The sequence below is a fragment of the Pseudomonas sp. ANT_J28 genome, from assembly GCF_008370005.1.
Classification (GTDB): domain Bacteria; phylum Pseudomonadota; class Gammaproteobacteria; order Pseudomonadales; family Pseudomonadaceae; genus Aquipseudomonas; species Aquipseudomonas frigoris.
This window is the reverse complement of the sequence record NZ_VOBM01000039.1, coordinates 38,165-64,477: the sequence shown is the minus strand read 5'-3', so window position 1 is coordinate 64,477 and position 26,313 is coordinate 38,165. Positions and strand designations below refer to the sequence as shown.

The following is a 26,313-nucleotide window of genomic DNA, read 5'->3' as shown; positions in this document are numbered from 1 at the left end:
GCGATTCAGAAAAACAAAAAGCACGGGGTCGAACACGGCGACTTTAATATCCAGCTCGACCAGCGCAGCCAGGCCATCGATGGACTTTCGGAAGTCCACGGGCTTGGGGTAGAGGTACACTTTTTCGACTTTTGCATCGGGTCGCATCATGAGGTGCTGGCTCCAGAAAGAGTTGGGGAGCACAGCTTCGAGCATCAGATTTCGACTTGGAATGTGGGCTTCATGGAGCGCTTACGGCGGCTCGATCCAGATCAGCCGTTCCAACGCTGAATTGCCCTGAATCTGATCGGCTTACGTCTATAGGATCTTAGAAAAGTCAATCTTGCCTGAAGTAGGCCCTAGACCATGATTGGCGCTGGCTGCGAGCGACCAGATTCCCGCAGCTCAGGCGAGCCGGCTGGCATGGTCGCCAGCACGCAAGAGTGTTCCCCAAGCGGAATCAGGCGCCCGACGCTTCAGCACTTCAATGAAGAAAAAATTATTTAAAAACAATTAGATGAAGAGCCTGAAGCTTTATCTTGGATAAAACGGCTGTTTTTTGGCTCGTTAGGTTTGACAGACCGCTTAGGCCGCTTAGAATATAGATATGTATATGACATCTGTATTGGTCGAGAATGGAAAGTTAAGCAGTATTCGCCGAAACCTGGCATTTCAGGGAACATGAAGTAGTTTTAAGGGCCGAAAGTACGGACCGTGCGGTAGCTTTGACCACGGCAAGAAAATGCCCTCCCGTCTCATGCCGAAGGCGATATTGCTTATAGCGTTCAGTAATTTTCCTCCGGAATTTACACCGTCGACTTATAACTTCGTGAATTCCTCAAAAACCTGGGCGGTTCAATCACCTCGCATTAGCAAACTGCGCGTATAGCGTTCGTGACGTAACTCGTCCACTGCCTATTACCCACGCACCCAGTGCTTCATTATTGAGACACACTTTAGCAGATTGATAAAAATTTGAAACACCTTTTTCTCACCGTACTCCTAACGCCTCGATAGAACTGCTAGAAGCATGAGCCGCACAAGCAATCCCGGCATGCTCAAACATATTGTTATATCCGCGGAGTTTAGCAGCATGCTAACAAATAACACCAAAGACTCTCGCTGGTACCTTTTGCAGTGCAAGCCGCGCCAGGATGAACGGGCACAAATTAACCTGTTGCGACAAAACTACGTCATATTTCGCCCGCAACTAATTAATGAACGCCTGATTCGCGGTAAACCCCATAAGACGCTCGAATCCCTCTTCCCTGGGTATCTTTTTATTCAGCTGAGCTATGACGACAACTGGGCGCCCTTGCGTTCTACCCGCGGCGTCTGCCGTGTTGTCCATTTCAATCATGGCCCAGCAACGGTGGCCGATCATATCATCGAGCATCTGCGCGCGCGATGCCGTGAACCACTAGAACTGCAGGCAACCGAAGAACTCAAGCCCGGCGAAACGCTTCAAATAATCCGAGGCCCACTGTCGACGCTTGAAGGTATTTTCTTGTCGAGGTTGGGTGCTGAGCGAGTAATGATTTTGCTGCAGTTTCTGAATCGAGAACAGCAAGTGCGCATTCCACTGAGTGATCTTGAGCGACAGCGGTCATAGTTAAATTATGCGATTTATATTTAAGAAACAACACATCATTAACAGAGCGCATTTAACAACCAATTGACTTGACGCTTACGCCACTTAGTTTGCGTTTTATTCTAATCAAACTACTGTTATCCAGTCAAATAAACTGCATCGCTCTTATGTGCTACTCTTGAAGGGAACCGACCGTTGCCTGTCATAGGAGCTCTTCCGTGTACAGACGCTATTTCTTGATACAACCCCGTATTGCGTTGACTGCGCCCACCCGATGCCGTTCCGATTTTATATTCAATGAGTTACCCCTGGGAGCAATCACATGGCCATGAGGTCAAGCGGCTCTTTCGCACTATTCATGGTCTCTTTATATCCTGGCATGGCTTGGTGTCTGGTTCCGCAGAGTATTGATTTTTATGGCCTCGACTTCACACCAACGCTGGCATTTACAGAAAGTTATGATGACAACTTCCGGGAACTGGAGCGAAATATTCAATCATCCATGGTTACCAAGGTGGCGCCGTCCTTTGAGCTCAAGGCTGAAGAGCGCAATAGCGCCACCCGTCTTATCTGGCAACCTACCCGATACATTTTTCATGACGAGCCAGATGCCTCGAATACCGCACAACGGGTACAAGTGGACAGCATTATGGAGTTCAATGACCGTCACCGTCTGAAGCTCGAGGGGGAAGCACGTAAATACGAGCGTACGAATTCGACGGCTGTCGATGGCATCAATGACAAGATTCGCAGCAAACGCGTTAATGGCGTCTATACCTATGGCGCCAAGAGTGCTGCCAACCAGGTCGATCTAGGCGCAAGTTACGCTCAACTTCGTTACGACAACTCCGGCGGTATCAATGACGATAAAGAACACAACACCACTGGCCTGACCACCACCTGGTATCACCGTATAGGCAGCAACACCCGTGGCCTGCTGGAGTACGACCACACCCTCTTCGACTATCTCCAGCCCGGCAGCCCCCGCAGCAGCAAATCCGACGCAATACTCACCGGTGCCGAATGGGACTTCACCGCCCGCACGACCGGCAAGATCCGGGTTGGGTACGAGCGAAAGAATTTCGATGACAGCAGTTCCAAAGACCTCAACAACCCTACCTGGCAGATGGATCTACAGTGGAAACCACGAACCTACTCGACCTTTTCTATTATTGCCCGACAAGCCATAGCCGAGGGCGACGATGGTTCTGAAGCCGTCAAGAGCAGCTCTGCCCTCCTGGGCTGGCGTCATGGCTGGACCGAACGAATCACCACGGTGGCCGAAGCGGGGATTGGCCGTAATGTTTACGAAGGCCAGAGCCGCACGGACAACCTTCGAAATTTCAACCTTGCTCTGATTTACGGGATGCGTCGCTGGCTGGATATAGAGCTTGGCTATCGCTACAAAGTCGACAACTCCGACGCCGACGATCAAAGCTTCAAGCGCAACGTTTTCCTGATCGGTTTCAATGTAAGTCTCTAAGGGGATCTTCATATGAACTCACGCATTGTTGGCTTATTGGTTCTGCTGTGGCTAGTGCCTGTTACGTATGCGGCAGACTCCGGCGTCCAATACAAACTGGCTGCCGGTGATGTTTTGCGCATTACCGTATTCGGTGAACCCGACCTGAGTCTCAAGGAGATCCGTCTCAACGATGCAGGAACGTTTTCTTACCCATTTTTGGGTGAGATTGTTGCCAAGGGATTAACTCCCAATCAGGTCGAAAAGATCATCGTCAACGGCCTCAAGCAAGGTTACCTGGTCGATCCCAAGGTCAGTCTGAGCCAGATCGCCTACCGCTCGTTTTACATCAATGGAGAAGTGCAGAAGCCAGGCAGCTACCCGTTCGTGCCTGGGCTGACGCTGGAAAAAGCCATCGCGTTGGGGGGTGGACTAACCGAACGAGCGTCAATAAAGCGTGTGACGATCATGCGCGGCGATGGCAGTCCCTCACTGACCGACAACGTCACGCGCAACACCGTTATTGCCCCCGGTGACACCATTTCCATTGCACAAGGCTTTTTCTAATCATGGACAACAGCCCAAGCACCTACGTCGAACGTCCACTCCATCCGCATCTTCATGTACAGCACAGCGAAGAATCGGACACCATTGATTTTCTAAAACTCTGGAGCCTGATTTGGCGCGCCAAATGGAACATCGGATGGTTGATATTGCTTAGCTGTTTGCTGGCGATGGCTGTCGTGTCCATCATCACGCCACAGTACATCGGAAGCACTACGCTGCTTATCAAAGATAAAACGCCGCCGCTGCTGGCTTTCCAGCAAGTAGCGGATTCAGGTGCCACGACCGCCGATTACTTACAGACACAACAAGCACTTCTGCAATCGCGGGTTCTGGCTGAGCGCGCGGTGAAAAAGCTGAACCTCACCACTCATCCGGTGACTGATCCACGCCAGCAACCGGAGCCATGGTTTACGCCGCGAAAGTGGTTGGCTGACCTTAACGCTGGCCAGTGGTTGTCAAAGCTAGCCTTTTTGACGCCCAAACAGGTTGCCCCCACTGAAGAAGACATTTTCAATGACGTCACGCAAAACCTCATGCGGCATACCAGCGTAAAATTCGTGGGCAAGAGTCAGTTGATCGAAATTGAAGTGGAGTTGCCTGACCCTGATCTGGCTGCCGCCGCCTCCAATGCGCTCGCCCAAGGCTTCATCGATAGCCAGATCGACAGCAGTCTGAAGTCATCGCAGACCACTACCAGCTGGATGAACACACGCCTTATCGAGTTGCGCGATAATCTGCGCAGTGCGGAGAACAAGCTTCAGGCGTACCGAGAAGATCAAGGGCTAGTTGACGTCGACGGCGTGGCCACCATCAGCGCCAACGAATTGCAGATGACTGGCAACCGCATGATCGACGCCCGCCGCAACAGGGCAGAAGCCGAGAGCCAATTCCGTCAGGTGCAGGGCTTGAGCAACGGCAGCCTGAGTAAACTCTCCAGCGTACCCGCCGTCTTGAGTAACCCATTAGTACAGCAATTTCAGGCCGACTTGGCCAAGGCACAAGCCAAGGTTGAAGAGCTGTCGGGGCGCTATGGCCCAAAACATCCGACCATGCTTTCTGCGCGCTCTGAGTTGCGTACTGCTGCCACCAGCCTGCGACTACAGGTACAACAAGTGATTGCGGGCATCGAGCATCAATACCAACTGGCTGTCGCGAGTGAAAATGCACTTCGCAAATCATTCGATAGCAACAAGGCACAGATACAGGATATCTCCCGCAAGGAGTTCCAACTGCGTGAGTTCCAGCGTGAAGTCGACAGCAGCCGCGCGCTGTATGAAACCTTCATCACCCGCTTGAAGGAAACCGCGGCTACGTCAGACATAGATTCAGCCAAGGCGCGCATCGTCGACCCGGCGATTGTTCCTGTGGAAGCGAGCAAGCCTCGTAAAACACTGATTGTGGCGATTGTCGGAATAGTGGCTGCGGTGATCGGCGTAGCACTGGCCTTCCTGTTCGAGACTTTGAGTAACACCTTCAAGACCGACGAAACGATCGAAAGCACCCTCAACATACCGCTGCTCAGCGTAGTGCCGTTGGTGATGAAGAAAAGCCGTCGGCAATTGGCGCGATTGTTCGATGACAACGGCCATTTGCGTTTTTGCGAGACCATTCGCAACCTGCGAACTTGGCTGATGTTGCATAGCAGCGAATTGCCATCGCAGGTGGTGCTGGTCACTTCGAGCGTAGCCGGTGAAGGTAAAAGCACCATCGCCAACAACCTGGCATGCTCGCTCACCCCGCTGGAACGTGTGCTGTTGATCGATGCCGACATGCGCCAACCGACCCTTTCGCTGAACTACGACTTTCCGTCAGACAGCCCGGGGTTGGCCAACGTCATTGCTGGTACGGCCCGGCTCGAAGACTGCATCCGCACTGTTGGCAATCTTGACATGCTGCTAGCCGGTGACCTTTCGCTACCAATGTTGGATTTGCTCGGCTCGCCGCGTCTACCTCCCCTACTGGATTTACCTAATTCGCTGCGCCAGCCTCCCCCACAGGATCTGCTCAGCTCGCCGCGCATGGCCCGCATGATTGAAGCGCTCAGGCTGCGATACCGGCACATTATCATTGACGCCCCGCCTGCTGAGATGGTTAGCGACGCGTTGTTGCTGGCCAAGCATTCGGACGCCGTGATCTACGTGGTCAAGGCCGAAAGTACGCCTATCAGTCAGGCGCAGAAAGGCCTCGCCATGCTGCAGCAAAGCCATGTGCCGGTGTTTGGTGTGGTGCTTAACCAGGTCGATCTGCGCAAGGCACGCAAGTATGGCTACAGCCATTCCGACAGGTTCTATAGCTACGACTATTCGTCCAGGTAAAACCTGGAAACAAGGTCTGCTGTAGCAGCGCACCCAGCAATCACGAAATCTACTTCCTCTCGGTCGAACTACAGCTACACGCCAGCGTACGGGGACGAAGCGGCGCATTCGATCGGCGCCGAGGTATTACCCATGCCTAGAGGTTGAACTGATGACATCGCAATACGCCGCTCAAATGGCGCATCGTCGAGGTCTGACCTTTTGGGGTCAGTGGCTATGCGCAATCACGCTGGTCAACCTGCTGCTCATCTTGCTCGTGTACCTGCGCGTCGGTAGTTTGAACAGTGAATACCGCGTGGTGATGATTCTCACTGTCTTAGGCTCGGTTCCGGTTTACAGCACCATGCAGGTTTACCATAAACGCCATGGGATGTTATCCGGGCTCGGTCGGTTGCTAGTCGGCTGGTTGATCTTGCTAGCCGTGCTGATCACCATTGCCTTTATCACCCAAACCAGTGCGATTTTCTCCCGCCAAGTGATCATCGTCTGGGGCGTGCTGGGGTTCTTCATACAGGCTGCCAGTTTTTTGCCCCTCCACTGGCTTGCCCGGCTGTATTCGCGCAAGGTCTGTAACGAACGCCGCTCGGTGATTATCGGCACCTGCCTGACCGCACATGAGCTGGCCAAGAAACTGTCCAGACCGAACCGTGTCCTGGCGTTGGGTTTCATCGCCGCCACTGACACAGCCGGCCCGGCACCGAGCATTCTACCGCTGCTTGGCCACGTCGACGAGATTCGCGAGATCATCACTCGCCTGGAAGTACGCCGCGTTTACATCGTCCTGCCGATGGCCCAAGCCGCAACGATTGAAGCTCTCTACATCGACCTGCTGGACATGAACGTCGACGTAGTTTGGATCCCTGATTTCGGCAGTATGGTGCTGCTCAACCAGTCGATCTCGGAAATCGAGCGAATGCCGGCTATCTACCTCAATGAAAGCCTGATCAGTTCGCATCCCGGCAGCCTGCTTTGCAAGGAATTATTCGAACGCAGTCTCGCTGGCGTAGCCATCATTTTACTCAGCCCATTGCTGCTGATCGTTGCGATAGCCGTCAAGGTCACCTCCCCCGGGCCTGTGCTGTTCAAGCAAAATCGTCACGGCTGTAACGCGGAGGTGATCAAGGTTTGGAAGTTCCGCTCGATGCGCGTACATGACGATAGTGAAGTGCGCCAAGCCACTCGTGAGGACGAACGCATTACCCCTATCGGGAGCTTTTTGCGCCGTAGCTCGATCGACGAGCTTCCACAGTTGTTCAACGTGTTGTTCGGCAAAATGGCTCTGGTCGGGCCCCGACCGCATGCCGTCACTCACAATATTTACTACACCGGCAAGGTACGCGCCTACATGGCCCGTCATCGCCTCAAACCAGGCATTACCGGGTTGGCCCAGATCTCAGGGTATCGAGGTGAAACCGAGACGCTGGAAAAAATGCAGCTGCGCGTCGCCCAGGACCTCAACTATATCAACCGATGGTCTCTGTGGCTGGACATCAAGATTCTCGTCAAGACGCCCTTCACGTTGTTCTCAAAAAACATCTACTGACCTCTAAGGGGTTATATGAAGTGAATGTATTTGGAATCAGCTATGTTGGCCTTGTGCAGGGTGCTGTTCTGACAAAGATGGTTCGGCAGAGTGATGTGCTGAGTATGGATCAAACCATCGCGATGAACATGCAGCGTCATTAAATCGTCGTCCGTAAATCTACCGTACCGGTCGGCACCGGGGACGTCGTACGCACGCGCCTTGCTCAGGTACTGTCAGACAACGACCGTCACGATTAGACCAATTCGCGCATATGTTATCAATTCATCTATCGAGATCTCGTCTACGGCGGCGCGTGCTTTCCCAAGGACGTTCTAGCGCTAATTCATACCGCTAATAGCGTCGATTTTGACGCACAGGTACTCAAGGCGGATGAGTCGCGCAACAACGAACAAAAAACCACGCTGTTCAACAAAATTCTCAACCACTTTGACGGCGCTCCTCACGGCAAGATCTTTGCCCTGTGGGGCTTGAGCGTCAAACCCAATACCGATGACCTGCGCGATGCCCCAAGCCGAGAGTTGATGGAGGCCTTATGGTGCGCCGACGCCAGCGTCCAGACATTCGACCCCAAGCCATGGAGGAAGCCCAGCGTAACTATGGCTCGCGCGATGACCTGACATTCACGGCACCAAGGATGCGGCACTGAAAAATACCGATGCGCTGATCATCGTAACGGAGTGGCAATCGTTTAGGGCACTCGACTTTCTCAGTCGGCAATTCAGGCAACCGCTTATTTTCGACGGGCGCAATCTGTTCGATCCACAGCGCAGGAGAAGCCGCGGTTTTTACAGGCATTTCCGTGAGGCGACAGACTCACTAGGAGTCAGGTCATGATCAGTTTGGAATTAATCGGGCATTTCTCACCGCAGTTGCTGGAAACCAACAGGGTGTTTTCTTTCATCAATTTTGCATCGATCGGCAATTTTTTCGATCATACCCCGGACACCATTGCTTATTTTTGCGACGGCATGCTGATGTCTACGTTCATGTCTCGCGTCACCGGTCGGACGATCGACCGGGTCAGTTTCGACTTTACCTCCATCGCCGACTCTGTGTTCGGTTGCGCCGAAAAACAAGGCAAGCGTGTGTACTTTGTCGGGGCCAGGCAAGACGAACTGGATTTGTTCGTCAAGAAGATCAAGCTCCTCTACCCAGCGTTGATAATCACCGGTCATCACAATGGTTACTTCGACGCGACGCAGGCTGCGCGCATTCAAGCAGACATCTGCCTCAGCGAAGCGAACATACTGATCGTGGGCCTGGGCGCCGGGCTTCAAGAGCAGTTCGTACTGGATGCTCTGCAGATCGGCTTCAGCGGTGTGGCATTCACCTGTGGCGGGTTCATCCATCAGGAAGCTATAACTAAACATCATTACTACCCAGAACTGATCAACCGCCTGAACTTTCGCGCGTTCTATCGAATGTATCGCGAACCACGCACCATCAAGCGCTACGTGCTCGATTACCCGACCAACTTTGTTCTTCTATTGATAATGATCGTTCGACACAAATTGACCATAAACGTCTCTGCACCCTGAGCGCCGAGTCATGACCATGCATATTTTATTTATCCTCAAGGATTTCAAGCCGGGGGGTGGCGTGGAGTGTGTCCAGCAACGCCTGGCCAGGCAGTTTATGAGCGATGGACAACGCGTTAGTTTTTTCGTCATGAATGGCGATTCTCCGGACGACGAAGGTATTGAAACCATCCATGGCGGCGGCAGTGGAATAGTCGGTATGCTTAAGTCCGTCGTGCTGCTACGCCGAATCATTCGTCATGACTGTGTGACCCACCTCATCGCCGCCAAGGAGCAAGCTAACCTCTGTACCTGGTTTGCCTCCATAGGTAGCACCTGCAAGGTTATTTATACCCGTCACGCGGCACTGGATTGCAGTGAACAGATGACCAGCCCTAATAGCCTGCGCCTGCTCTACGCATTGTATCTCTGCGGCAATGGCAAGGTGGTGACAGTCTCCAACGGACTGCGGCAGTCTCTCGCCGAATTGATGCCATGGGGGTACCAACGTATCCGCTATTGCCCCAACGCGGTGATCACCGAGCAATTATTCAATGCTGCACAGGCGCCCTTGCTCTCTGACTTGCCAGACAAATACTGGTTAAGTGTGGGCCGGCTAGTGCAGCCGAAGGGTTTCAACCTGCTGCTCGATGCTTATGCCATGGCATTGCGCAGCACTGCTTTGCCCGATCTGGTCATCGCCGGCGACGGCCCGGAACTCGACGCGTTAACCTCGCAGGCACGTCGCCTGGGAATCGAGCTTCGCGTGCATTTTACCGGCTTCCTGAGAAACCCCTACCCACTGATCAGGCAGGCACGATTGCTAATTCTGAGTTCTTTCCATGAAGGCTTGCCGACCGTACTGATTGAGGCCCTGGCTTTGGGCACACCGGTGTTGGCCTGCGACTGCGACTCCGGGCCGAGGGAATTACTAGATAACGGGCGCCTCGGCCAACTGGTCACAGTCAACGATGTGCCCGCGCTGGCCGAAGGAATGCTGCGAAGCCTGGCCTTGCAAGACCAGGCTGCGCCGGGAGGGCAAGTTACCTCCGATGCGGTCCGGCAGTACACCAGCAAACATGCCGCACAGGCTTATTACCAGGTATGGAATCAATGAAAAAACTGCTAATAATCCTGCATGATTTGAACGCAGGCGGGGCCGAAAAAATGATGGCGCGCCTGGCTGGTGCGCTGGCAGAAGCAGGCAATGACGTGACCTTGCTGATGCTCACCGGCGGCGGTATAAACGCTGAACGCCTCGACCCGCGAGTCAAGCAGGTCGAATTGCGTAGTGCGCGCAGCTCGACTGCGGTGCCGGCTCTGGCACGGTTTCTTCGCAATAATCGCTTTGACGCGCAATTGGCCGCCCTCACCCATGTCAACGTCGTGGCTATCGCCGCTGCGGCACTGTCAGGGACCTTGGCGCGTCTGCACGTTAGTGAGCGCAATGCCTTTTCCTACGACAAACACGTCAACCCAGCAATGAGAGTGCGGGCAGCCTATCTGTTGGCACCGCTACTGTATCGACTCATCCCCAACCCGGTCATCTGCGTCTCGCATGGCGTCGCACAAGACTTGATCAATACCACCATTACACGCCGTCAAGACGTCACCACTGCCGACAATCCGGTGCTCGACAACGACTTTCGCGAGAAGGCGCCGGGGTGTCCAAGCCACACCTGGCTTCAGGAAAAGACCATGCCGGTGATTATCGCCGTCGGCCGTCTGGCTCGGCAAAAAGGTTTCGACACCTTGATCGCAGCCTTCGCCCGGTTACCAAATCTCAGCACCCGTTTGATCATTTTCGGTGAAGGCACACTCAGGGCCCAGCTGCTTGAGCAGGCACGCGCCTTGGGTGTGGCCGAGCGGTTCGATTTGCCGGGCTATATCAGTGATCCAAGGGCAGAAGTGGCAGCGGCCGATTGCTTTGTGCTGTCGTCGCGATTCGAGGGCAGCCCCAATGTGCTGATCGAGGCCCTGTCCACCGGCACACCGGTGGTATCGACCTGTTGCCCCTATGGCCCGCAAGAAATTCTCGAAGATGGCGCGATCGCCCCTCTGGTGGCCGTCGACGACCCCGCCGCACTGGCACAGGCAATAACTCTCGAACTGACATCACCGCGTGATTTAAACCGCCAGGCCCGCATAGATGCCGCTGCCCGCTTCATGAGTGCGCGCGCGGCTAACACCTATCTCGCCGCGTTGCTCAGGAGCCAGCCATTATGAAAAAGTTGGAAGTCAGGTATGCCACTCTGCGCGACGCTTTCACGCTGTTCGGTGTGCTGTTCTACACCCAACTGATCAGCTTTTTTCTCGGGTTGGGTGAGACGTCAAATCTGGACATGGCTGACAAGGACCTCGAAGGCAATATTGTCAACCAGATCTGCGGCCTGACTACCCTGCTGGTACCGCTGTTCTTCTTCATCCGCAACAAGGTATTCCTCAGCAAAAGCTTTTACAGAAACAACTTCTTTGTGCTGGTATTCCTGCTCTGCGTAGCAGTATCGATCAGTTGGTCCAACGACCCTATTTTAAGCTTTAAACGTTTTATTGCGATGATCAGTGTGGTCTTCTTTGCAGGCTTCATTGCCTACAACTACAGCATCGAAAAAATCGCCTTCATGCTCGGCTGTGTCATCGGCGCCGCAGCGTTGATTGGATTAATATTTGCGCTGATCAGGCCCGACATCGCATTCATTTCCGGCGGAATTCGTGATGGTGCTTTCAAAGGGATCTTCCCGGAAAAAAATGCCGGCGCCCGGATCAACGCGATTGCCATTCTGTTACTGCTGCCGATGATCCGCCAACGCAACCCTTGGGCGATCGTTTATTCGCTATTCTCGCTGATCGCCATTCTGCTGGCTCAATCTGCGACAGGAATAGCGCTGATTTGTGCCGGCACGGTGAGCTACTGGTACTTCCTCACAATGATCCGCTTGCGCATCAACCGTTCGCTGACGGCGTTCTTCGGTTCTACGCTCATCTACTTACTGATTTGCCTCTTCCTGTACGGTAATTACACGCTGCTTTTGGAGCTGGTTGGTCGTGACCCATCACTCACCGACCGCACACTGATTTGGGACCTGCTCACACCGCTTATCGATGCCGAGTTCATCAACGGGTACGGCTTCGGCGCATTCTGGTCCAGCCCAAGCGCCACAGCATTTATAGCCCGCTGGGGCTACATCGGAAACGCCCACAGCGGCTACATGGAGACCCTGCTCAACGGCGGCGCCGTACAGTTGACGGCACTGATCCTCATGCTGGTTGAAGCGTTGGTCAAACAGTACCGGGCCGTAACGGCGAACAAATCGGCACAGTTCCGCGCCAGCGCATTGGTGATCATCGGACTGTTCATCGCCACCAACTATGTGGCGTACGTCATTCCCAACTACCGCTCCGCAGAGTTTTTAGTATTTTTCACCCTGACCCTGTCATTCCGGCACCACCACGTCAAACGTTCCGCCCTGTCACCGAGCACTGTCATGCCCTGTGGCACCTTTGTGCTCAAGGGCTGATCCGCCAAGGCTATGTCCAAGGAGAAAAATACGTGTTAAACGACGCCGCTCAATCACTCTGTTCGGTTTGCGTAGTCATTCCGATGTACAACGCCGTGGGCAGCATTCAACAAACACTGGAGTCGGTGAGCCATCAAACCCGCCTGCCTGACAACGTTATCGTCATAGACGACGGTTCCAGCGACCAGGGCCCACAAGTCGTCCAAAACTACCCCGCCTCCTTTCCCTTGACGCTCTTGCAGCAGGCTAATGCAGGGCCGGCGAGTGCACGGAACAAGGGCATCCTGCACGCCAAAGAAACCTTCATTGCCTTCCTCGATGCCGATGACGAATGGCATCCACAAAAACTGGAAAAGCAATTGGCGCTCTATGAGGAGCTCACTCGCAGGGGACGCCGGGTGGGTCTCATCGATTGTTACCAAATTAGCGAGTTCAGCGACGGAACCAGACAGCTGGAGGATCGACGCAAGGGCGGTCTCCATTTCGTCGACTTTATCCACGAAAACGTCATCAACGGTACGTCCGGCGTACTGGCGGTGCGCGAAGTGGTTGTGGCCTTGGGCGGTTTCGATCAAACCCTGCGCTTTGCCGAAGACCGCTTGTTATGGACTCGGATCGCCGAGCACTGGGAGATTCACACCGTACCGCAGATACTGCACCGGCGCTGGGTCAACAGCGGTAACATCACCGCGCAACCTCAAAAATACTATCCGCACAAAGTCAAATTCATCGAGCTATACCTCGCCCGCTACGATAAGAAGCTGACAAAGCAGGCGCGTATCGACTTCGTGCTGGCCAACCATGTTGAATTTCTTAATGCCTTCTCCAGGCGCGGCGAACACTTGCAGGTAATCGAGGTGTTCCGGCGGATGCTTGAGCACTCCTGGCAGGCACTCATTTTCTCCAATGGTAAACCGACCCTACGTTATCTCTATGCGCGAGTAAAAACATTGCACAAGACTTCCTGAGATAACTTGCGCCCATCGATCGTATTAGTCGGTCTCCCCCCATGGCCAATCATCGCTTGGTTACATTGATCTGGATCTTCACCGAAAAAATCGGCTTGATTTTCCTGTCCATGATTACTTTTATCGCTTATGCCAGGCTTCTGTCGCCAGCGGAGCTGGGGCTTGGCACGGTGATTATCGCCATCGTAGAGGTGATCGGCATCATCTACTCTTCGGTGCTGGAAGACCCGCTGGTGCGGCTGGAGCACCTGGAAGACCAGCACATTTGCACGGCCTTCTGGTGCGCGGTGATCGTCAGCCTGATGTCCGTCGTCGTCATAACGTTCGCGGTGATGTTGTATACGACGGACCCGATGCTTCGTTGGATGACTGCGGTTGCCTCGGTGAAAATCCTCTTCACCATGATGGCCCGTGTCTATGTGGTTCAAATGCGCCGGAGCGGTAACTTCAAGATGCTGGCATCGCGCACGCTAATGGGTAAAGTATTCGGTGGCGTTGCCGGTATCGCAGTCGCGCTCTGGGGTTTTGGAGCCTGGGCGGTGATTACTCAGGCGCTGATCATGGAATTCGTTTCCATCGTCGTGTTGATGCTCAGTGATCGACGCCGCATTGCCTTTTATATTGACGGGGCTGTTCTACGCGCACTGTTGACGGCCGGTATCCCGGTCGCCATTAATGTATTGAGCTCCCAAACGCTTCAGCGCGGCGTCAACGTTTTGCTGGGCATCACTGCGGGCACTAACGCTGTCGGCATATTCAACATAGCAATGCGCATCATTGATTTGCCTCGCACGGCACTCTACAACGGCCTAATGAGTTATGCGCTGCCGGCGTTCGCCCGACGCAGTGCAGACCCATCTCGGTTGATCGGGATCATCTGCGACTCGACGGCGATCAGTGGTTTCGTGCTCACGCCAATATTCGTCGGCATCGCGGTCACGGCCGACGACATCATCCTTTTGATCTTCGGCACTAAGTGGGCAGAAGCCATTCCTATGCTGCAAGTGCTGGCCTGCGCTGCGGCCCTCGGAAACACTGCCATGTATGCCACGACAGCGCTGGTGGCAGTCAATTGCACCCGCCTCACCCTCAAGGCTGAAGTGGCAACTACCCTGCTGGCGCTAGCGTTGGTCTACGGGTTAGGGCATCTCTATGGAGGCATGGCTGCTGCCCTAGCCTTGCTGGCGCGGATGGTTCTAATCACGCCACTACAGATCCGGGGGTTGAACACGGCAATAGGCTATGACTGGCGATCATTTTTCGAATCCAACTATCGCAGCGTGATCGCCTCGCTCTTCATGGCCGCGGCCGTGGTGTTTGTTTCTCCGCAGCTGGGTTTACAGGGCTATTGGCACCTAGCCTGCAGCATCGGTATCGGCACAGCAACTTACGCACTGGCATACAGCGCATTGCACCCGCAATGGCCGCAAGAATTCAAATTGGTTTTCACCGCTCGCTGAATTCAGTTCTTGCGTCAGGAACACTTATTGTGAAAATCACGCTGATTACGGGTGGGGGCGGTTACATTGGCTCTTTACCGCCCTTACCCTTATCGATGCCGGCCGTGCTGGTGCTCGATAATCTGTGTATCAGTTGCCAGGAGGTGCTCGCGCGCCTGTGGCGACTGACCCGGATCGTCGATACCTGACGCACGCACTCGTATAATCCGCATGGGTACCGATCCTAATCCGAATCATTGCCATTGTTCGCGGTGAAGTAGCGGGTGTCAGCAATGCCCTGAAACGTCTCGGCTCTCCATTGCCCCCTAGGAATACACATGCTCAGGGAGTTTTTGCTGGCCGTCTTAGCGGCCTCGGTTGTTTGTCACGCGCAAGCAACCCCATCCCGCCCGCTTGTCAGCGGTCTGGTGCTATGGCTCGACGCCGCCGATATGTCAAAAATGACCCTCAATTCACAGAATCGTCTTCTTCGGTGGCACGACAAGTCTGGGAAATCTAACGATGTTACCGTAGACGATGCTGCCGCGACTTCGCTCCCGCAACGCGTGACAAACGCCATGAATGGCTACTCGGTGGTGCGCTTCAGTGGCGCTTCTGCGTTTGTTGGCAAGACAATCCGCGCAACAAAAGGCCCTGTTACCGTATTGGTCGTATCACGCCGACTTCCCGATCAAGCCGGAGGCAAGACCTGGCAGCGATTGTTCAGCTCCCGCCCGCAGATCGCCGATAACGACAACGTGGCACCGAATTTCGGAATTAGCGTGCAACAGACCACAGCTTACGAGCCGACCCTTGCTTTCCTGGAACTTAACGACGTGCCCATCGGCCCATACGCGGTGGGGCGAAACGTGGTGGGGACCTCCGAAATACTGCGCGGCGACATCGCGGAAGTATTGGTGTACGACCACTCCTTAGTCACTCAGGAAGAGCGACAGAGCGTGTTTCAATACCTGGCGGACAAATGGTCCGTCGCCATACCCAAACCTGCCAATTCCTGGACCCGCGTTGGTCCGCTGGGCACGGTACCGAAACAGATCCACACCAATCTGCCGTTGTCCGATCAGGCCAATGTTGGCCAATGGAGTCTGGACTCGAGTCTTTCTGACGACTTCAATGGCGCAGCCCTCGACCCCGAGCGCTGGCACGTCAACGACGCCACTGGAACCGACTCGCTTGGGCGTAAACCGGCGCTGTTTACATCGAAAAATGCTACCGTCAGCAATGGCAACCTGAACATCATATTCCGTAAGGAAACCTTGCCGGAAAAGTATGTCCGCTTAGGGTTCAAGGATTATACCTCGGCGATGGTGCGCACGATCGAACGCGGTTCTTACGGCTACTATGAAGCACGCGCCATACCCATGAACTCGGCAGGCTCCAGCGCGTTCTGGCTTGCATGGACAGGGCTTACCGACAACTCAACCGAAATCGACATATTCGAGATCGGAGGCAAGACAAAAGACGCCGTCTTCGACCGCCTGTACAACATGAACACCCACGTTTGGGCTACACCTCAAAGTACCGAGCATCTGAGCGATGGCAGCAGCTGGCTCAGCCCACGGCGCCTGGCAAATACCTTTCATGTCTACGGCTTCGACTGGCAGCCTGAGACCCTGCGCTGGTACGTCGATGGTGTATTGGTCAGGGAAGCCAAAAACACCCATTGGTTCTTCCCGATGCAGATTGTCTTTGACAGCGAGGCCATGTGGAACTGGTTCGGCGTTGTCGAGGACGTCGACTTACCCTCCACCTTCAGAGTCGATTACATCAAGGTGTGGCGGCGCGGTAGATAACGTGGCTTAGAGACGGAGCGCATCGTGCGCTCTCGATCGGGATGCAATTTCACAGGTACTGAGAAAGAGCAAAGCATTAGTCTCGGCAATCAGACAAAAGAACTCAAGTACCTTGGGCAGTTGATCACTCGGCACTGTACGTATAGGGAAGTGGGCACCAAAGTAGGGACGAGGGAGAAAGATCGGTCGAACAACCTATCGCTAAACTTCTCTAACTATCTGATTATAGTGGTGTCCCAGGGCAGGTTCGAACTGCCAACCTTCCCCTTAGGAGGGGGATGCTCTATCCAATTGAGCTACTGAGACACAGATCGACCACGAAGAAACGCGGTGCGATGGACGGCGTGCATGTTAACGGGCAGGCCCGCTTTTGTCATGTCGTCCGTTTGGCTTTTTAAGTGTAGGCAGACGCCCCGCAGAAGCGTGGCTTTGTTTACCGTGCAAATTGCATCACCGCAAAATGCCATCATTGCAAAATGCAATGCAGGCACTTCAGTGAAATATCTTAATTCATTGTTTTTAAAGGATTTAATTACAGTTAAACTCTTGGCATGCGGGCTGCTTTAGCTGTTCTCGAAGAACAACGGAGGCAAGCCTCATGAACAGCGCCCTTTTACTCTCGATCGCGATCGCTCTGGCGGTTGTCTTGGGCTTTCATTTTGTCCCCGAGAGCGGTGTTGAGCCGGTTGCTCAACGCATGCCTCATTACCTTCAGGTGCAAAGAGCACCTCAACTGGCGGTAATGAGCGATCAGCGCAGCTTTGTCAGCCAAGAGGTGAGCCAGGAAGGCATTCTGCTGCCGGCGCAGTCTTCAGAACGTTTGGTATTTTGAATCACCCCATCAGGAGCACCGCATGTCCAAATCAGCCGCAGGGTTTTTCATCCTCGCCTTACTGAGCGGCATTCTTCATCTGTCAGTGGTCCAGGATACGGTCCTTACCCTGCCTTTGATCGCCAGCGGCGTGTTCGGTGCGCTGTTTGTGCTGGCGCTGATAGCCGGGCGCAAGATCAAGTTCGATCCGGTACTGCGTTAATTCTCAACAGGTCCAGCAAATTGGCAACTGTGGTGGACAGTTCGCCTGAATTGTCGAGTCGATGGATCCGCGTGTCTCCGTTTGAACCCTCTGCCGTGAATAACCCATTGCGGTGCAGCCTCGCTTCAATCTCAGCAAAACTTTCGCGACCACGGCGCAGCAGGCGCTCTCGCAGGACTTCATCCTTGACCGTCAAAAGAACAGGCAACAGCGTTGGATACTGGTGCAGCGCTTCAGCCAGATGGCCACGAGAACCGTTGACCAAGACATGCCGACCGTCGTTGAGCCATTGATCTATTTCGATCGGAATACCGTAATCCAGGCCATTGGCGTTCCAGCACAGCGCAAAATCGCCCTGGACTCTGTGTTGCTCGAACTCTTCCCGGGAAATGCCAATCGCATCTTCGCCCACTGATTCGGCCGAACGCGTGATGACCCGACGCACCACTTCACAATTGAGCCTCTGCAACGGCTCTCGAGCGGCTTCGATGAGGCTGTCCTTGCCGGACCCAGAAGGCCCCATCAAGTAAATCAGCCTGCCATCCATCCTGAAATCACCTCCCACTGCATGCCTCCCCCTAGTAAATCGGCCAATTGCCACTATCCTGTACAAGTAAGGAACACTGATCGAATCTGCACAGCATGCGCCTTCAGGCGTCCCAGGACATCATCTGTCGGGCAAGAGGAAGCGGTCAGTAATACGGACCAGCGCAAACTTTTCAAACCAGTCCGCATTTCTGATAATTGGTGCTGGCATAACGCCTTTATCCAGTTCAATATTTGTCACGGAATTGACGCCAACGAACTGGCTACTTTGAGGCATGATGCGAGCCTGTATCAATTCAGGTTGAACATTTGGCCAGACCGCTTGTCCTATCAGACATCCTGCGGCCAATCCCGAGAACCGCTCCCCTGAACTAACCGGTTAAATATATGCGCCCATTGAAACAGGCAATTTATTCCAGCCGTACGGCTGACAAGTTCGTCGTACGTCTGCCAGACGGAATGCGTGAACGCATTGCCGAGGTGGCTCGCAATCATCATCGCAGCATGAACTCCGAAATCATCGCGCGCCTTGAACAGAGTCTTATTCAGGAAGGCGCGCTGGGCGAAGAATTGAGCATGCGCCTGGACAGCCCGGAGCTGTCATTGCACGAACGCGAACTGCTGCAACGCTTCCGCCAACTCTCCCACCGTCAGCAGAATGCTCTTGTTTCGCTGATTGCGCATGATGCCGAAATGGCCGCAGACGCTTCCTGATTTCATCCGAAAGCTCAAGCCAGCTTAATCGCTGGCTTTTTTTTGCCTGAAATTCGGACATAAAAAACCCGCCGATTGATTGGCGGGTTTTTAACGTAAAGAAGTCAGAGCAGGAAGATCGTCGCCAACCCGAGAAAGATGAAGAACCCGCCGCTGTCCGTCATGGCGGTGATCATCACACTGGCGCCCATCGCAGGATCGCGCCCAAGCCGCGCCAGGGTCATGGGAATCAATACCCCCGCCAATGCCGCCAGCAACAAGTTGAGCGTCATGGCAGCGGTCATCACCACCCCCAGGGACCAGCTGCCATACAGCAGATAGGCAACGACACCGATCACACCGCCCCACACCAGGCCATTGATCAGCCCTACCGCCAATTCCTTGCGCATCAGGCGCGAAGTATTGCCGGTGCTGACCTGATCCAGCGCCATGGCCCGAACGATCATGGTGATCGTCTGGTTACCCGAGTTGCCACCGATACCGGCCACGATCGGCATCAATGCCGCCAGCGCCACCAGTTTCTCGATGGAGCCTTCGAAAAGACCGATCACCCGGGATGCGATGAACGCGGTAATCAGGTTCACGGCCAACCAGGCCCAACGGTTACGCAGGGATTTCCAGACTGACGCAAAAATATCTTCTTCTTCGCGCAGACCCGCCATGTTGAGAACTTCGTTTTCGCTCTCTTCACGAATCAGGTCGACCATTTCATCGATGGTCAAACGGCCGATCAGCTTGCCGTTCTTGTCGACTACAGGCGCCGAGACCAAGTCGTAACGTTCGAACGCCTGAGCCGCGTCATAGGCGTCTTCGTCCGGGTGAAAACTCACCGGGTCGTTGGCCATGACTTCAGAAACCTGTTTTTCCGGGTCGTTTACCAACAATCGCTTGATTGGCAACACGCCCTTGAGGACACCGTCATAATCGACCACGAACAATTTGTCCGTGTGGCTCGGCAGTTCCTTGAGGCGGCGCAGGTAACGCAAAACCACTTCGAGACTGACGTCCTCACGGATCGTCACCATCTCGAAGTCCATCAGCGCACCGACCTGCTCCTCGTCATAGGACAACGCAGAGCGGACGCGCTCACGCTGTTGACCATCGAGGGTTTCCATCAGCTCGTGGACGACGTCTCGCGGCAGCTCGGAGGCCAGGTCAGCAAGTTCGTCGGCGTCCATGTCCTTGGCCGCAGCCAGGAGCTCGTGATCATCCATGTCGGCGATCAGCGTTTCACGAACCGAATCGGATACTTCGAGCAGAATGTCGCCGTCGCGATCGGCCTTGACCAATTGCCAGAGCGTCAGACGATCGCCCAGCGGCAAGGCTTCAAGGATGTAGGCGACGTCGGCGGAGTGCAGATCATCGAGCTTGCGTTGCAACTCGACGAGGTTTTGTCGGTGAACCAGGTTCTCGACCCGGTCGTGATGCGGACCTTCCTGGCGGTGAGTCAGGTCTTCGACCACCCGCTGACGCTGCAGCAGCTCAACAACTTGAGCGAGGCGGTCCTGCAAGCTTTCCTGCGTTTTCTTTACTTCAACTTCAGACATAGGCGAACTCCACTCCCAGCAGCGGGGCACGCCGGAAGGATCAATCAGTCAATTCATGATTGGAAAAACGGGGTACTAAGTAACTACTGGGTAAGTCCATGGAGGTATTCCACAAGCCCCGGCGGGGCTGACGGGCGCAATGATACACCGCCCGACGGTTTTAAACGTTAAAAAATCGTGGCTGAAACAAGCGCTTGCAACACAAACCTGAGCGCTGCCTGATCCATCAAACTGCGACGACTCATCCTGAAAAGAAAACACACCACAGCCGAAAAATGTAACGACTACCCTTCAGATGGACCGTCATGGAGGACGTTTGATGCGATCGAATGCACATTATTTTTTATTGATCACCCTGCTCTGCCCGTCGTCGCCCTGGGCGCTTGCCACGACCGTTCACCGCTGCGAGGCGGCCAACGGGCGCATTACCTTCACTACGTTGAGCTGTACGGCCGGAGACAGCCTTTCGCTTCAGGATGTCCGCACCTTCACACCGGGCAGCGTGACCGCTCTCATGCCGGAAGCCGGCATTCGCGAAACATCAGGTATGAAAATCAAAAGGAGAGATCCGACCGTCGTCGGCAAGACCGAGGACAAATGTGGAAACCTCATCAGCGCTAAAGAACGCCGCGAAGCGATCATCAATCAGCGGGTTGTTGCCGGCATGAGTGAGCAGGATGTCGAGAGCGCCCTTGGCAAGCCAGACAAGATCAGTATTCGCAATTCGGCCACGAGCTACCGTTACGACACCCAGCGAGGTCGTAGCGCACACGTTGAGTTCGATGAGAGAGGATGCACCAAGGGTAAAGCCAAATCCCAGACGGCAAAAAGCCCGCGTTAAACGCGGGCTTTTTGGTGTTTGGTGCACTCGACAGGATTCGAACCTGTGACCGCTCGGTTCGTAGCCGAGTACTCTATCCAGCTGAGCTACGAGTGCATTTGTGTTTTTATACCAGATCACAACTGGTTGAAGCCAAGTCATTCACATTACTGCAAACAACTCTTAAATGGTGCACTCGACAGGATTCGAACCTGTGACCGCTCGGTTCGTAGCCGAGTACTCTATCCAGCTGAGCTACGAGTGCATTTGTTGCCGCGCATTATAGACCGTTTAATCTCTATGTAAAGCACTTTTTCTAGTAATTTCAAACACTTACCGAAGAAGCTAGATTACAACGTACTACGCAAATAATGGCGGAGAACGGGGGATTCGAACCCCCGACACCCTTTTGAGGTGTACTCCCTTAGCAGGGGAGCGCCTTCGGCCACTCGGCCAGCTCTCCGCAACACGGGGCGTATGTTAACCAGCTTCTTCCCCGTTTGCAAACATAAAAAACGATAAAAATTAATGGCTTGGTTCTTCGTCCTTCTCTTTCTTTATACGCAGGTAAATTTCTTCACGGTGGACAGCAACCTCTTTCGGGGCGTTGACACCGATACGCACTTGATTTCCTTTAACGCCGAGCACGGTCACGGTGATTTCGCCATCACCAATAATCAGGCTTTCTGCGCACCGACGAGTCAGAATCAGCATACCTTTCTCCTCACGCATTTCATTTCAGGGACAACAGTCTGCAAAAAAAAGGCACTCGACCTACAACCTGAACGATCGCAGCCCTACATGCCTGAGTATTGACTAGCGCGAGCAAAAGAACAGCCTCGGGTCGCACCATTCAAAAAAACAAAAGGGCGCGGTCAGACCGCGCCCTTCGGTTAACGCATCACTCGCCCTGACGGGCCGGTGCGTCCAGTTCGAAAGCCGTGTGCAGAGCGCGCACAGCCAGTTCCAGGTACTTCTCTTCGATCACTACGGAGACTTTGATTTCCGAGGTCGAGATCATCTGGATGTTGATGCTTTCCTTGGCCAGGGATTCGAACATGCGGCTGGCCACGCCTGCGTGGGAGCGCATGCCGACACCGACGATCGACACCTTGGCAATCTTGATATCGCCAACGACTTCACGGGCACCGATCTCGCGAGCGGTGTTTTCCAGCACGGTTTGCGCGGCCTGGAAGTCATTGCGATGCACGGTGAAGGTGAAGTCGGTGGTGTTATCGTGCGCAACGTTCTGCACGATCATGTCGACTTCGATGTTCGCGGCACTGATCGGGCCGAGAATCTTGAACGCAACGCCCGGGGTGTCTGGCACGCCACGGATGGTCAGCTTGGCTTCATCGCGGTTGAAAGCGATGCCGGAAATGATCGGCTGTTCCATGGTTTCCTCTTCATCAATAGTAATGAGGGTGCCCGGACCCTCCTTGAAGCTGTGCAGTACGCGCAGCGGAACGTTGTACTTGCCGGCGAATTCCACCGCACGGATCTGCAATACCTTGGAACCGAGGCTGGCCATTTCCAGCATCTCTTCGAAGGTAATCTTGTCCAGGCGCTGAGCCACGGACACCACACGCGGGTCGGTGGTGTAGACGCCGTCGACATCGGTGTAGATCTGGCATTCGTCAGCCTTCAAGGCTGCCGCCAGCGCCACGCCGGTGGTGTCGGAACCGCCACGACCAAGGGTGGTGATGTTGCCGTGCTCGTCGACGCCCTGGAAACCGGCGACAACAACCACACGACCAGCCTTCAGGTCACCCCGAATCTTCTGTTCATCAATCTGCAAGATACGCGCTTTATTGTGCGCACTGTCCGTCAGAATCCGCACCTGACTGCCTGTGTAAGACACCGCTGGCACGCCGCGCTTGATCAGCGCCATGGCCAACAGCGCAATCGTCACCTGCTCACCGGTGGAGACGATCACGTCCAGCTCACGAGGAACCGGTTGGCCGTCGCCACTGATTTGCTTGGCCAGATCGATCAGACGGTTGGTTTCGCCGCTCATTGCAGACAGCACGACCACAAGGTCATCGCCGGCCTCGCGGAATTTCTTAACCTTGTCGGCGACCTGCTCGATTCTCTCGACAGTGCCGACCGAGGTGCCTCCAAATTTCTGTACGATCAAAGCCATTTCAAAGCCGCCTCTGCCCATGAAGGGCCCCAAATAATCACTCAAACAGCGTTCCGGCCCGCCACTAGACCGCGGGCCGGACACACTGCCTTATAAACCCTGCTCTACAAATGGAACAGTCAGGGCCAATGCCGCATCCAGTGCGCCAGCGTCAGTACCACCGCCTTGCGCCATGTCTGGACGACCACCGCCCTTCCCGCCCACTGCCGCAGCGGCTTGCTTCATCAAATCACCGGCTTTGAGTTGGCCAGTCAGGTCTTTGGTTACGCCTGCAACCAGAACGACCTTTTCCTCATGGACACTGCCGAGCAGGATCACTGCGCGGCCGAGTTTGTTTTTCAGTTGATCGACCAGCGCCAGCAGCGCCTTGCCGTCCTGACCGTCCAGACGCACGGCCAACACTTTCACGCCTTTGACATCCAGAGCAGAAGCCGACAGATCGTCGCCCGCCGCGCTGGCAGCCTTGGCCTGCAACTGCTCGAGTTGCTTCTCCAGCAGACGGTTGCGCTCCAGCACAGCCGACAGCTTGTCGATCAGGTTGTCGCGGCTACCCTTGACCAGGTTGGCCGCTTCCTTGAGTTGTTCTTCAGCAGCGTTCAAGTATGCCAGCGCCGCGGCGCCAGTGACCGCTTCGATACGACGCACGCCGGAAGCCACACCGCCTTCGCTAATAATCTTCAGCAGGCCGATGTCGCCGGTCCGGTTGGCGTGGATACCACCGCACAGCTCGACGGAGAAATCACCGCCCATGCTCAGTACGCGCACATTGTCGCCGTACTTCTCGCCGAACAGCGCCATGGCGCCCTTCTGCTTGGCGGTCTCGATATCGGTTTCTTCGGTTTCAACTTCGGAGTTCTTGCGAATCTCGGCGTTGACGATGTCTTCCAGCGCCTTCAACTGCTCAGGCTTGATGGCTTCGAAGTGGCTGAAGTCAAAGCGCAGGCGCTGACTGTCGACCAACGAGCCTTTCTGCTGAACGTGATCGCCCAACACCTGACGCAATGCCGCGTGCAGCAAGTGAGTCGCCGAGTGGTTCAGCGAAGTCGCGTGACGCACTTCGGCATCAACATGAGTTTCTACCGGCGCGCCGATGGTCAGGCTGCCCGACGCCAGCACGCCGTGATGCAAGAAGGCCCCACCGGTTTTGGTGGTGTCGCGTACGTCAAAGCGCGCGTTGCCGACCTGAAGGAAACCGCAGTCGCCAATCTGACCGCCGGATTCAGCGTAGAACGGCGTCTGGTTCAGTACGACCACACCCTCTTCACCTTCACTGAGCACGTCGACCGACTGGCCATCTTTATAGAGACCAACGACTTTCGCCGAACCTTTAGTCGCTTCATAGCCGGTAAATTCGGTGGCCACATCAACCTTGACCAGGCTGTTGTAGTCCATGCCGAAGGAGCTCGCAGAACGGGCACGGACGCGCTGGGCTTCCATTTCGCGCTCGAAGCCTTCTTCGTCGATGGTCAGGCTGCGTTCGCGAGCGATGTCGCCGGTCAGGTCCATCGGGAAACCGTAGGTGTCGTACAACTTGAACACTACGTCGCCCGGCACCACGTCGCCTTTGAGCTCGGCCAGATCCTGCTCGAGGATTTTCAGGCCCTGCTCCAGGGTCTTGGCGAACTGCTCTTCTTCAGCTTTCAGTACGCGCTCAATGTGCGCTTGCTGGGATTTCAGCTCAGGGAAGGCTTCGCCCATCTCGGCGACCAGTGCCGCAACGATCTGGTAGAAGAAGCTGCCCTTAGCGCCCAGTTTGTTGCCGTGACGGCAAGCGCGACGAATGATCCGGCGCAGCACGTAGCCGCGACCTTCGTTGGACGGCAGCACGCCGTCGGCAATCAGGAAGCCGCAGGAACGGATGTGGTCAGCCACGACTTTCAGCGAAGCCTGAGCGTCGTTGGTGCAACCGATGGCCTTGGCCGATGCGCTCAGCAGGCTCTGGAACAGGTCGATTTCATAGTTCGAGTGAACGTGTTGCAGCACGGCACTGATCCGCTCCAGGCCCATGCCGGTATCGACCGACGGCGCTGGCAGCGGGTGCAACACGCCATCGGCGGTGCGATTGAACTGCATGAACACGTTGTTCCAGATTTCAATGTAACGGTCGCCATCTTCTTCCGGCGAGCCCGGTGGGCCGCCCCAGATGTCGGCGCCGTGATCGTAGAAAATCTCGGTGCAAGGACCGCACGGGCCGGTATCGCCCATGGTCCAGAAGTTGTCGGAAGCGTACGGCGCGCCTTTGTTGTCGCCGATACGAACCATGCGCTCGGCCGGAACGCCGATTTCCTTGGTCCAGATGTCGTAGGCCTCGTCATCGCTGGCGTAGACGGTGACCCAGAGCTTTTCTTTCGGCAGGTTCAGCCACTTGTCGGACGTCAGGAAGTTCCAGGCGTAGGTGATCGCATCGCGCTTGAAGTAATCACCGAAGCTGAAGTTACCCAGCATTTCGAAGAATGTGTGGTGACGGGCGGTATAACCGACGTTTTCCAGGTCGTTGTGCTTGCCGCCGGCGCGCACGCATTTCTGGCTGCTGACCGCGCGGGTGTACGCGCGTTTTTCCTGGCCCAGGAAGCAGTCCTTGAACTGGTTCATCCCCGCGTTAGTGAACAGCAGGGTTGGGTCGTTGCCCGGAATCAAAGAGCTGGAGGCTACACGGGTGTGGCCTTGCTCTTCGAAGAAGCGAAGGAAGGCTTCACGGATTTCTGCGCTTTTCATTAGGTTCTTCCACGGAGGCTGCGGCCAAAGGCCTGTGCGAAACGTCAACAGACGAAGCGACGGCAAAGGGCCGCATTA

General features: G+C 54.9%; 26 protein-coding genes and 4 tRNA genes. 19 read left to right on the top strand and 11 right to left on the bottom strand.

Annotated elements, in window-relative coordinates; genetic code table 11:
- The coding region (gene tnpB, locus FQ187_RS23510) for an IS66 family insertion sequence element accessory protein TnpB (RefSeq protein WP_139830006.1) at positions 1-147 on the bottom strand (147 nt) is incomplete at its 3' end.
- A 925-nt stretch (positions 148-1,072) separates the two neighbouring features.
- Here tnpB and rfaH point away from each other — a divergent pair.
- The 15 genes from rfaH to FQ187_RS23445 all read left to right on the top strand — a co-directional run bounded on the left by rfaH (position 1,073) and on the right by FQ187_RS23445 (position 16,716).
- Positions 1,073-1,591, top strand: coding sequence for a transcription/translation regulatory transformer protein RfaH (gene rfaH / locus FQ187_RS23505; protein ID WP_149631299.1), 519 nt, complete (start codon positions 1,073-1,075; stop codon positions 1,589-1,591).
- Between the two features lie 301 nt (positions 1,592-1,892).
- Positions 1,893-3,053: an outer membrane beta-barrel protein gene (locus tag FQ187_RS23500; protein WP_149631297.1), complete on the top strand. Its 1,161-nt coding sequence runs from the start codon at positions 1,893-1,895 to the stop codon at positions 3,051-3,053.
- 12 nt (positions 3,054-3,065) lie between these two features.
- Positions 3,066-3,599 (top strand): polysaccharide biosynthesis/export family protein, encoded by a 534-nt coding sequence (locus FQ187_RS23495; protein WP_149631296.1) that lies wholly within the window; start codon positions 3,066-3,068, stop codon positions 3,597-3,599.
- A 2-nt stretch (positions 3,600-3,601) separates the two neighbouring features.
- Positions 3,602-5,914 (top strand): GNVR domain-containing protein, encoded by a 2,313-nt coding sequence (locus FQ187_RS23490; RefSeq protein ID WP_149631295.1) that lies wholly within the window; start codon positions 3,602-3,604, stop codon positions 5,912-5,914.
- Between the two features lie 151 nt (positions 5,915-6,065).
- Positions 6,066-7,457 carry an undecaprenyl-phosphate glucose phosphotransferase gene (locus FQ187_RS23485; RefSeq protein ID WP_149631294.1) on the top strand — a complete coding sequence of 464 codons (1,392 nt, stop codon included), beginning with the start codon at positions 6,066-6,068 and terminating at the stop codon, positions 7,455-7,457.
- 251 nt (positions 7,458-7,708) lie between these two features.
- Positions 7,709-8,077, top strand: a complete 369-nt coding sequence (locus tag FQ187_RS30970; protein ID WP_371925553.1) for a UDP binding domain-containing protein — start codon at positions 7,709-7,711, stop codon at positions 8,075-8,077.
- A gap of 1 nt (position 8,078) precedes the next feature.
- Positions 8,079-8,294 (top strand): UDP binding domain-containing protein, encoded by a 216-nt coding sequence (locus FQ187_RS30965; RefSeq protein WP_371925552.1) that lies wholly within the window; start codon positions 8,079-8,081, stop codon positions 8,292-8,294.
- Entirely contained in the window at positions 8,291-8,998 is a 708-nt protein-coding gene (locus FQ187_RS23475) for a WecB/TagA/CpsF family glycosyltransferase (RefSeq protein WP_149631293.1), read from the top strand. Before FQ187_RS30965 ends, FQ187_RS23475 begins: the two co-directional genes overlap by 4 nt.
- A gap of 10 nt (positions 8,999-9,008) precedes the next feature.
- Positions 9,009-10,094 (top strand): glycosyltransferase, encoded by a 1,086-nt coding sequence (locus FQ187_RS23470; RefSeq protein WP_256667416.1) that lies wholly within the window; start codon positions 9,009-9,011, stop codon positions 10,092-10,094.
- The gene (locus FQ187_RS23465; protein WP_149631292.1) at positions 10,091-11,203 is read left to right on the top strand and encodes a glycosyltransferase; all 1,113 of its coding nucleotides are present in this window, start codon (positions 10,091-10,093) and stop codon (positions 11,201-11,203) included. Before FQ187_RS23470 ends, FQ187_RS23465 begins: the two co-directional genes overlap by 4 nt.
- Positions 11,200-12,495 (top strand): O-antigen ligase, encoded by a 1,296-nt coding sequence (locus FQ187_RS23460; protein WP_149631291.1) that lies wholly within the window; start codon positions 11,200-11,202, stop codon positions 12,493-12,495. Before FQ187_RS23465 ends, FQ187_RS23460 begins: the two co-directional genes overlap by 4 nt.
- A 32-nt stretch (positions 12,496-12,527) precedes the next feature.
- Positions 12,528-13,463, top strand: a complete 936-nt coding sequence (locus tag FQ187_RS23455; protein ID WP_149631290.1) for a glycosyltransferase family 2 protein — start codon at positions 12,528-12,530, stop codon at positions 13,461-13,463.
- A 41-nt stretch (positions 13,464-13,504) separates the two neighbouring features.
- Positions 13,505-14,923: an oligosaccharide flippase family protein gene (locus tag FQ187_RS23450; RefSeq protein ID WP_149631289.1), complete on the top strand. Its 1,419-nt coding sequence runs from the start codon at positions 13,505-13,507 to the stop codon at positions 14,921-14,923.
- Between the two features lie 29 nt (positions 14,924-14,952).
- Complete coding sequence (locus tag FQ187_RS30025) at positions 14,953-15,111, top strand: hypothetical protein (RefSeq protein ID WP_178122752.1); 159 nt, start codon at positions 14,953-14,955, stop codon at positions 15,109-15,111.
- 129 nt (positions 15,112-15,240) lie between these two features.
- Positions 15,241-16,716 carry a family 16 glycosylhydrolase gene (locus tag FQ187_RS23445; protein WP_178122751.1) on the top strand — a complete coding sequence of 492 codons (1,476 nt, stop codon included), beginning with the start codon at positions 15,241-15,243 and terminating at the stop codon, positions 16,714-16,716.
- A gap of 229 nt (positions 16,717-16,945) precedes the next feature.
- On the opposite strand, the gene FQ187_RS23440 is transcribed toward FQ187_RS23445, so the two are convergent.
- Positions 16,946-17,022, bottom strand: a tRNA-Arg gene (locus tag FQ187_RS23440).
- A 292-nt stretch (positions 17,023-17,314) separates the two neighbouring features.
- Here FQ187_RS23440 and FQ187_RS23435 point away from each other — a divergent pair.
- Positions 17,315-17,548 (top strand): hypothetical protein, encoded by a 234-nt coding sequence (locus tag FQ187_RS23435; RefSeq protein WP_149631287.1) that lies wholly within the window; start codon positions 17,315-17,317, stop codon positions 17,546-17,548.
- A 22-nt stretch (positions 17,549-17,570) separates the two neighbouring features.
- The gene (locus FQ187_RS23430; protein ID WP_056741414.1) at positions 17,571-17,750 is read left to right on the top strand and encodes a PA3371 family protein; all 180 of its coding nucleotides are present in this window, start codon (positions 17,571-17,573) and stop codon (positions 17,748-17,750) included.
- On the opposite strand, the gene phnN is transcribed toward FQ187_RS23430, so the two are convergent.
- On the bottom strand, positions 17,725-18,297 hold the full coding sequence (gene phnN, locus FQ187_RS23425; RefSeq protein WP_149631286.1) for a phosphonate metabolism protein/1,5-bisphosphokinase (PRPP-forming) PhnN: 573 nt from the start codon (positions 18,295-18,297) through the stop codon (positions 17,725-17,727). The two genes, FQ187_RS23430 and phnN, sit on opposite strands and share 26 nt — an antisense overlap.
- Before the next feature lie 120 nt (positions 18,298-18,417).
- The gene (locus FQ187_RS30020; RefSeq protein ID WP_178122750.1) at positions 18,418-18,573 is read right to left on the bottom strand and encodes a hypothetical protein; all 156 of its coding nucleotides are present in this window, start codon (positions 18,571-18,573) and stop codon (positions 18,418-18,420) included.
- Between the two features lie 110 nt (positions 18,574-18,683).
- Here FQ187_RS30020 and FQ187_RS23420 point away from each other — a divergent pair, with 110 nt between their 5' ends.
- On the top strand, positions 18,684-19,010 hold the full coding sequence (locus tag FQ187_RS23420) for an Arc family DNA-binding protein (RefSeq protein ID WP_003178899.1): 327 nt from the start codon (positions 18,684-18,686) through the stop codon (positions 19,008-19,010).
- Between the two features lie 104 nt (positions 19,011-19,114).
- Here the strand turns inward: FQ187_RS23420 and mgtE are convergent, their stop codons facing one another.
- Entirely contained in the window at positions 19,115-20,557 is a 1,443-nt protein-coding gene (gene mgtE / locus FQ187_RS23415) for a magnesium transporter (protein ID WP_134417954.1), read from the bottom strand.
- A 319-nt stretch (positions 20,558-20,876) separates the two neighbouring features.
- Here mgtE and FQ187_RS23410 point away from each other — a divergent pair, with 319 nt between their 5' ends.
- Positions 20,877-21,398, top strand: coding sequence for a cell envelope protein SmpA (locus tag FQ187_RS23410; protein ID WP_149631285.1), 522 nt, complete (start codon positions 20,877-20,879; stop codon positions 21,396-21,398).
- Between the two features lie 19 nt (positions 21,399-21,417).
- On the opposite strand, the gene FQ187_RS23405 is transcribed toward FQ187_RS23410, so the two are convergent.
- From FQ187_RS23405 to alaS, 6 genes are all read right to left on the bottom strand, one after another.
- A tRNA-Arg gene (locus FQ187_RS23405) sits at positions 21,418-21,494 on the bottom strand.
- Positions 21,495-21,565: 71 nt separating this feature from the next.
- Positions 21,566-21,642, bottom strand: a tRNA-Arg gene (locus FQ187_RS23400).
- A 107-nt stretch (positions 21,643-21,749) separates the two neighbouring features.
- Positions 21,750-21,840: transfer RNA gene (locus FQ187_RS23395), tRNA-Ser, on the bottom strand.
- Between the two features lie 62 nt (positions 21,841-21,902).
- On the bottom strand, positions 21,903-22,091 hold the full coding sequence (gene csrA, locus FQ187_RS23390; protein WP_002554426.1) for a carbon storage regulator CsrA: 189 nt from the start codon (positions 22,089-22,091) through the stop codon (positions 21,903-21,905).
- 187 nt (positions 22,092-22,278) lie between these two features.
- The gene (locus tag FQ187_RS23385; protein ID WP_129437628.1) at positions 22,279-23,520 is read right to left on the bottom strand and encodes an aspartate kinase; all 1,242 of its coding nucleotides are present in this window, start codon (positions 23,518-23,520) and stop codon (positions 22,279-22,281) included.
- Between the two features lie 90 nt (positions 23,521-23,610).
- Complete coding sequence (gene alaS, locus FQ187_RS23380) at positions 23,611-26,235, bottom strand: alanine--tRNA ligase (protein WP_149631284.1); 2,625 nt, start codon at positions 26,233-26,235, stop codon at positions 23,611-23,613.
- Positions 26,236-26,313 lie beyond the last annotated feature (78 nt).

What these genes read in the sequence shown, in the direction of transcription:
- rfaH (WP_149631299.1), top strand. Translation starts at nt 1,073, where the DNA reads ATGCTAACAAATAACACCAAAGACTCTCGCTGGTACCTTTTGCAGTGC.
- FQ187_RS23500 (WP_149631297.1), top strand. Translation starts at nt 1,893, where the DNA reads ATGGCCATGAGGTCAAGCGGCTCTTTCGCACTATTCATGGTCTCTTTA.
- FQ187_RS23495 (WP_149631296.1), top strand. Translation starts at nt 3,066, where the DNA reads ATGAACTCACGCATTGTTGGCTTATTGGTTCTGCTGTGGCTAGTGCCT.
- FQ187_RS23490 (WP_149631295.1), top strand. Translation starts at nt 3,602, where the DNA reads ATGGACAACAGCCCAAGCACCTACGTCGAACGTCCACTCCATCCGCAT.
- FQ187_RS23485 (WP_149631294.1), top strand. Translation starts at nt 6,066, where the DNA reads ATGACATCGCAATACGCCGCTCAAATGGCGCATCGTCGAGGTCTGACC.
- FQ187_RS23475 (WP_149631293.1), top strand. Translation starts at nt 8,291, where the DNA reads ATGATCAGTTTGGAATTAATCGGGCATTTCTCACCGCAGTTGCTGGAA.
- FQ187_RS23470 (WP_256667416.1), top strand. Translation starts at nt 9,009, where the DNA reads ATGACCATGCATATTTTATTTATCCTCAAGGATTTCAAGCCGGGGGGT.
- FQ187_RS23465 (WP_149631292.1), top strand. Translation starts at nt 10,091, where the DNA reads ATGAAAAAACTGCTAATAATCCTGCATGATTTGAACGCAGGCGGGGCC.
- FQ187_RS23460 (WP_149631291.1), top strand. Translation starts at nt 11,200, where the DNA reads ATGAAAAAGTTGGAAGTCAGGTATGCCACTCTGCGCGACGCTTTCACG.
- FQ187_RS23450 (WP_149631289.1), top strand. Translation starts at nt 13,505, where the DNA reads ATGGCCAATCATCGCTTGGTTACATTGATCTGGATCTTCACCGAAAAA.
- FQ187_RS23445 (WP_178122751.1), top strand. Translation starts at nt 15,241, where the DNA reads ATGCTCAGGGAGTTTTTGCTGGCCGTCTTAGCGGCCTCGGTTGTTTGT.
- FQ187_RS23435 (WP_149631287.1), top strand. Translation starts at nt 17,315, where the DNA reads ATGAACAGCGCCCTTTTACTCTCGATCGCGATCGCTCTGGCGGTTGTC.
- FQ187_RS23430 (WP_056741414.1), top strand. Translation starts at nt 17,571, where the DNA reads ATGTCCAAATCAGCCGCAGGGTTTTTCATCCTCGCCTTACTGAGCGGC.
- phnN (WP_149631286.1), bottom strand. Translation starts at nt 18,297, where the DNA reads ATGGATGGCAGGCTGATTTACTTGATGGGGCCTTCTGGGTCCGGCAAG.
- FQ187_RS30020 (WP_178122750.1), bottom strand. Translation starts at nt 18,573, where the DNA reads ATGCCTCAAAGTAGCCAGTTCGTTGGCGTCAATTCCGTGACAAATATT.
- FQ187_RS23420 (WP_003178899.1), top strand. Translation starts at nt 18,684, where the DNA reads ATGCGCCCATTGAAACAGGCAATTTATTCCAGCCGTACGGCTGACAAG.
- mgtE (WP_134417954.1), bottom strand. Translation starts at nt 20,557, where the DNA reads ATGTCTGAAGTTGAAGTAAAGAAAACGCAGGAAAGCTTGCAGGACCGC.
- FQ187_RS23410 (WP_149631285.1), top strand. Translation starts at nt 20,877, where the DNA reads ATGCGATCGAATGCACATTATTTTTTATTGATCACCCTGCTCTGCCCG.
- csrA (WP_002554426.1), bottom strand. Translation starts at nt 22,091, where the DNA reads ATGCTGATTCTGACTCGTCGGTGCGCAGAAAGCCTGATTATTGGTGAT.
- FQ187_RS23385 (WP_129437628.1), bottom strand. Translation starts at nt 23,520, where the DNA reads ATGGCTTTGATCGTACAGAAATTTGGAGGCACCTCGGTCGGCACTGTC.
- alaS (WP_149631284.1), bottom strand. Translation starts at nt 26,235, where the DNA reads ATGAAAAGCGCAGAAATCCGTGAAGCCTTCCTTCGCTTCTTCGAAGAG.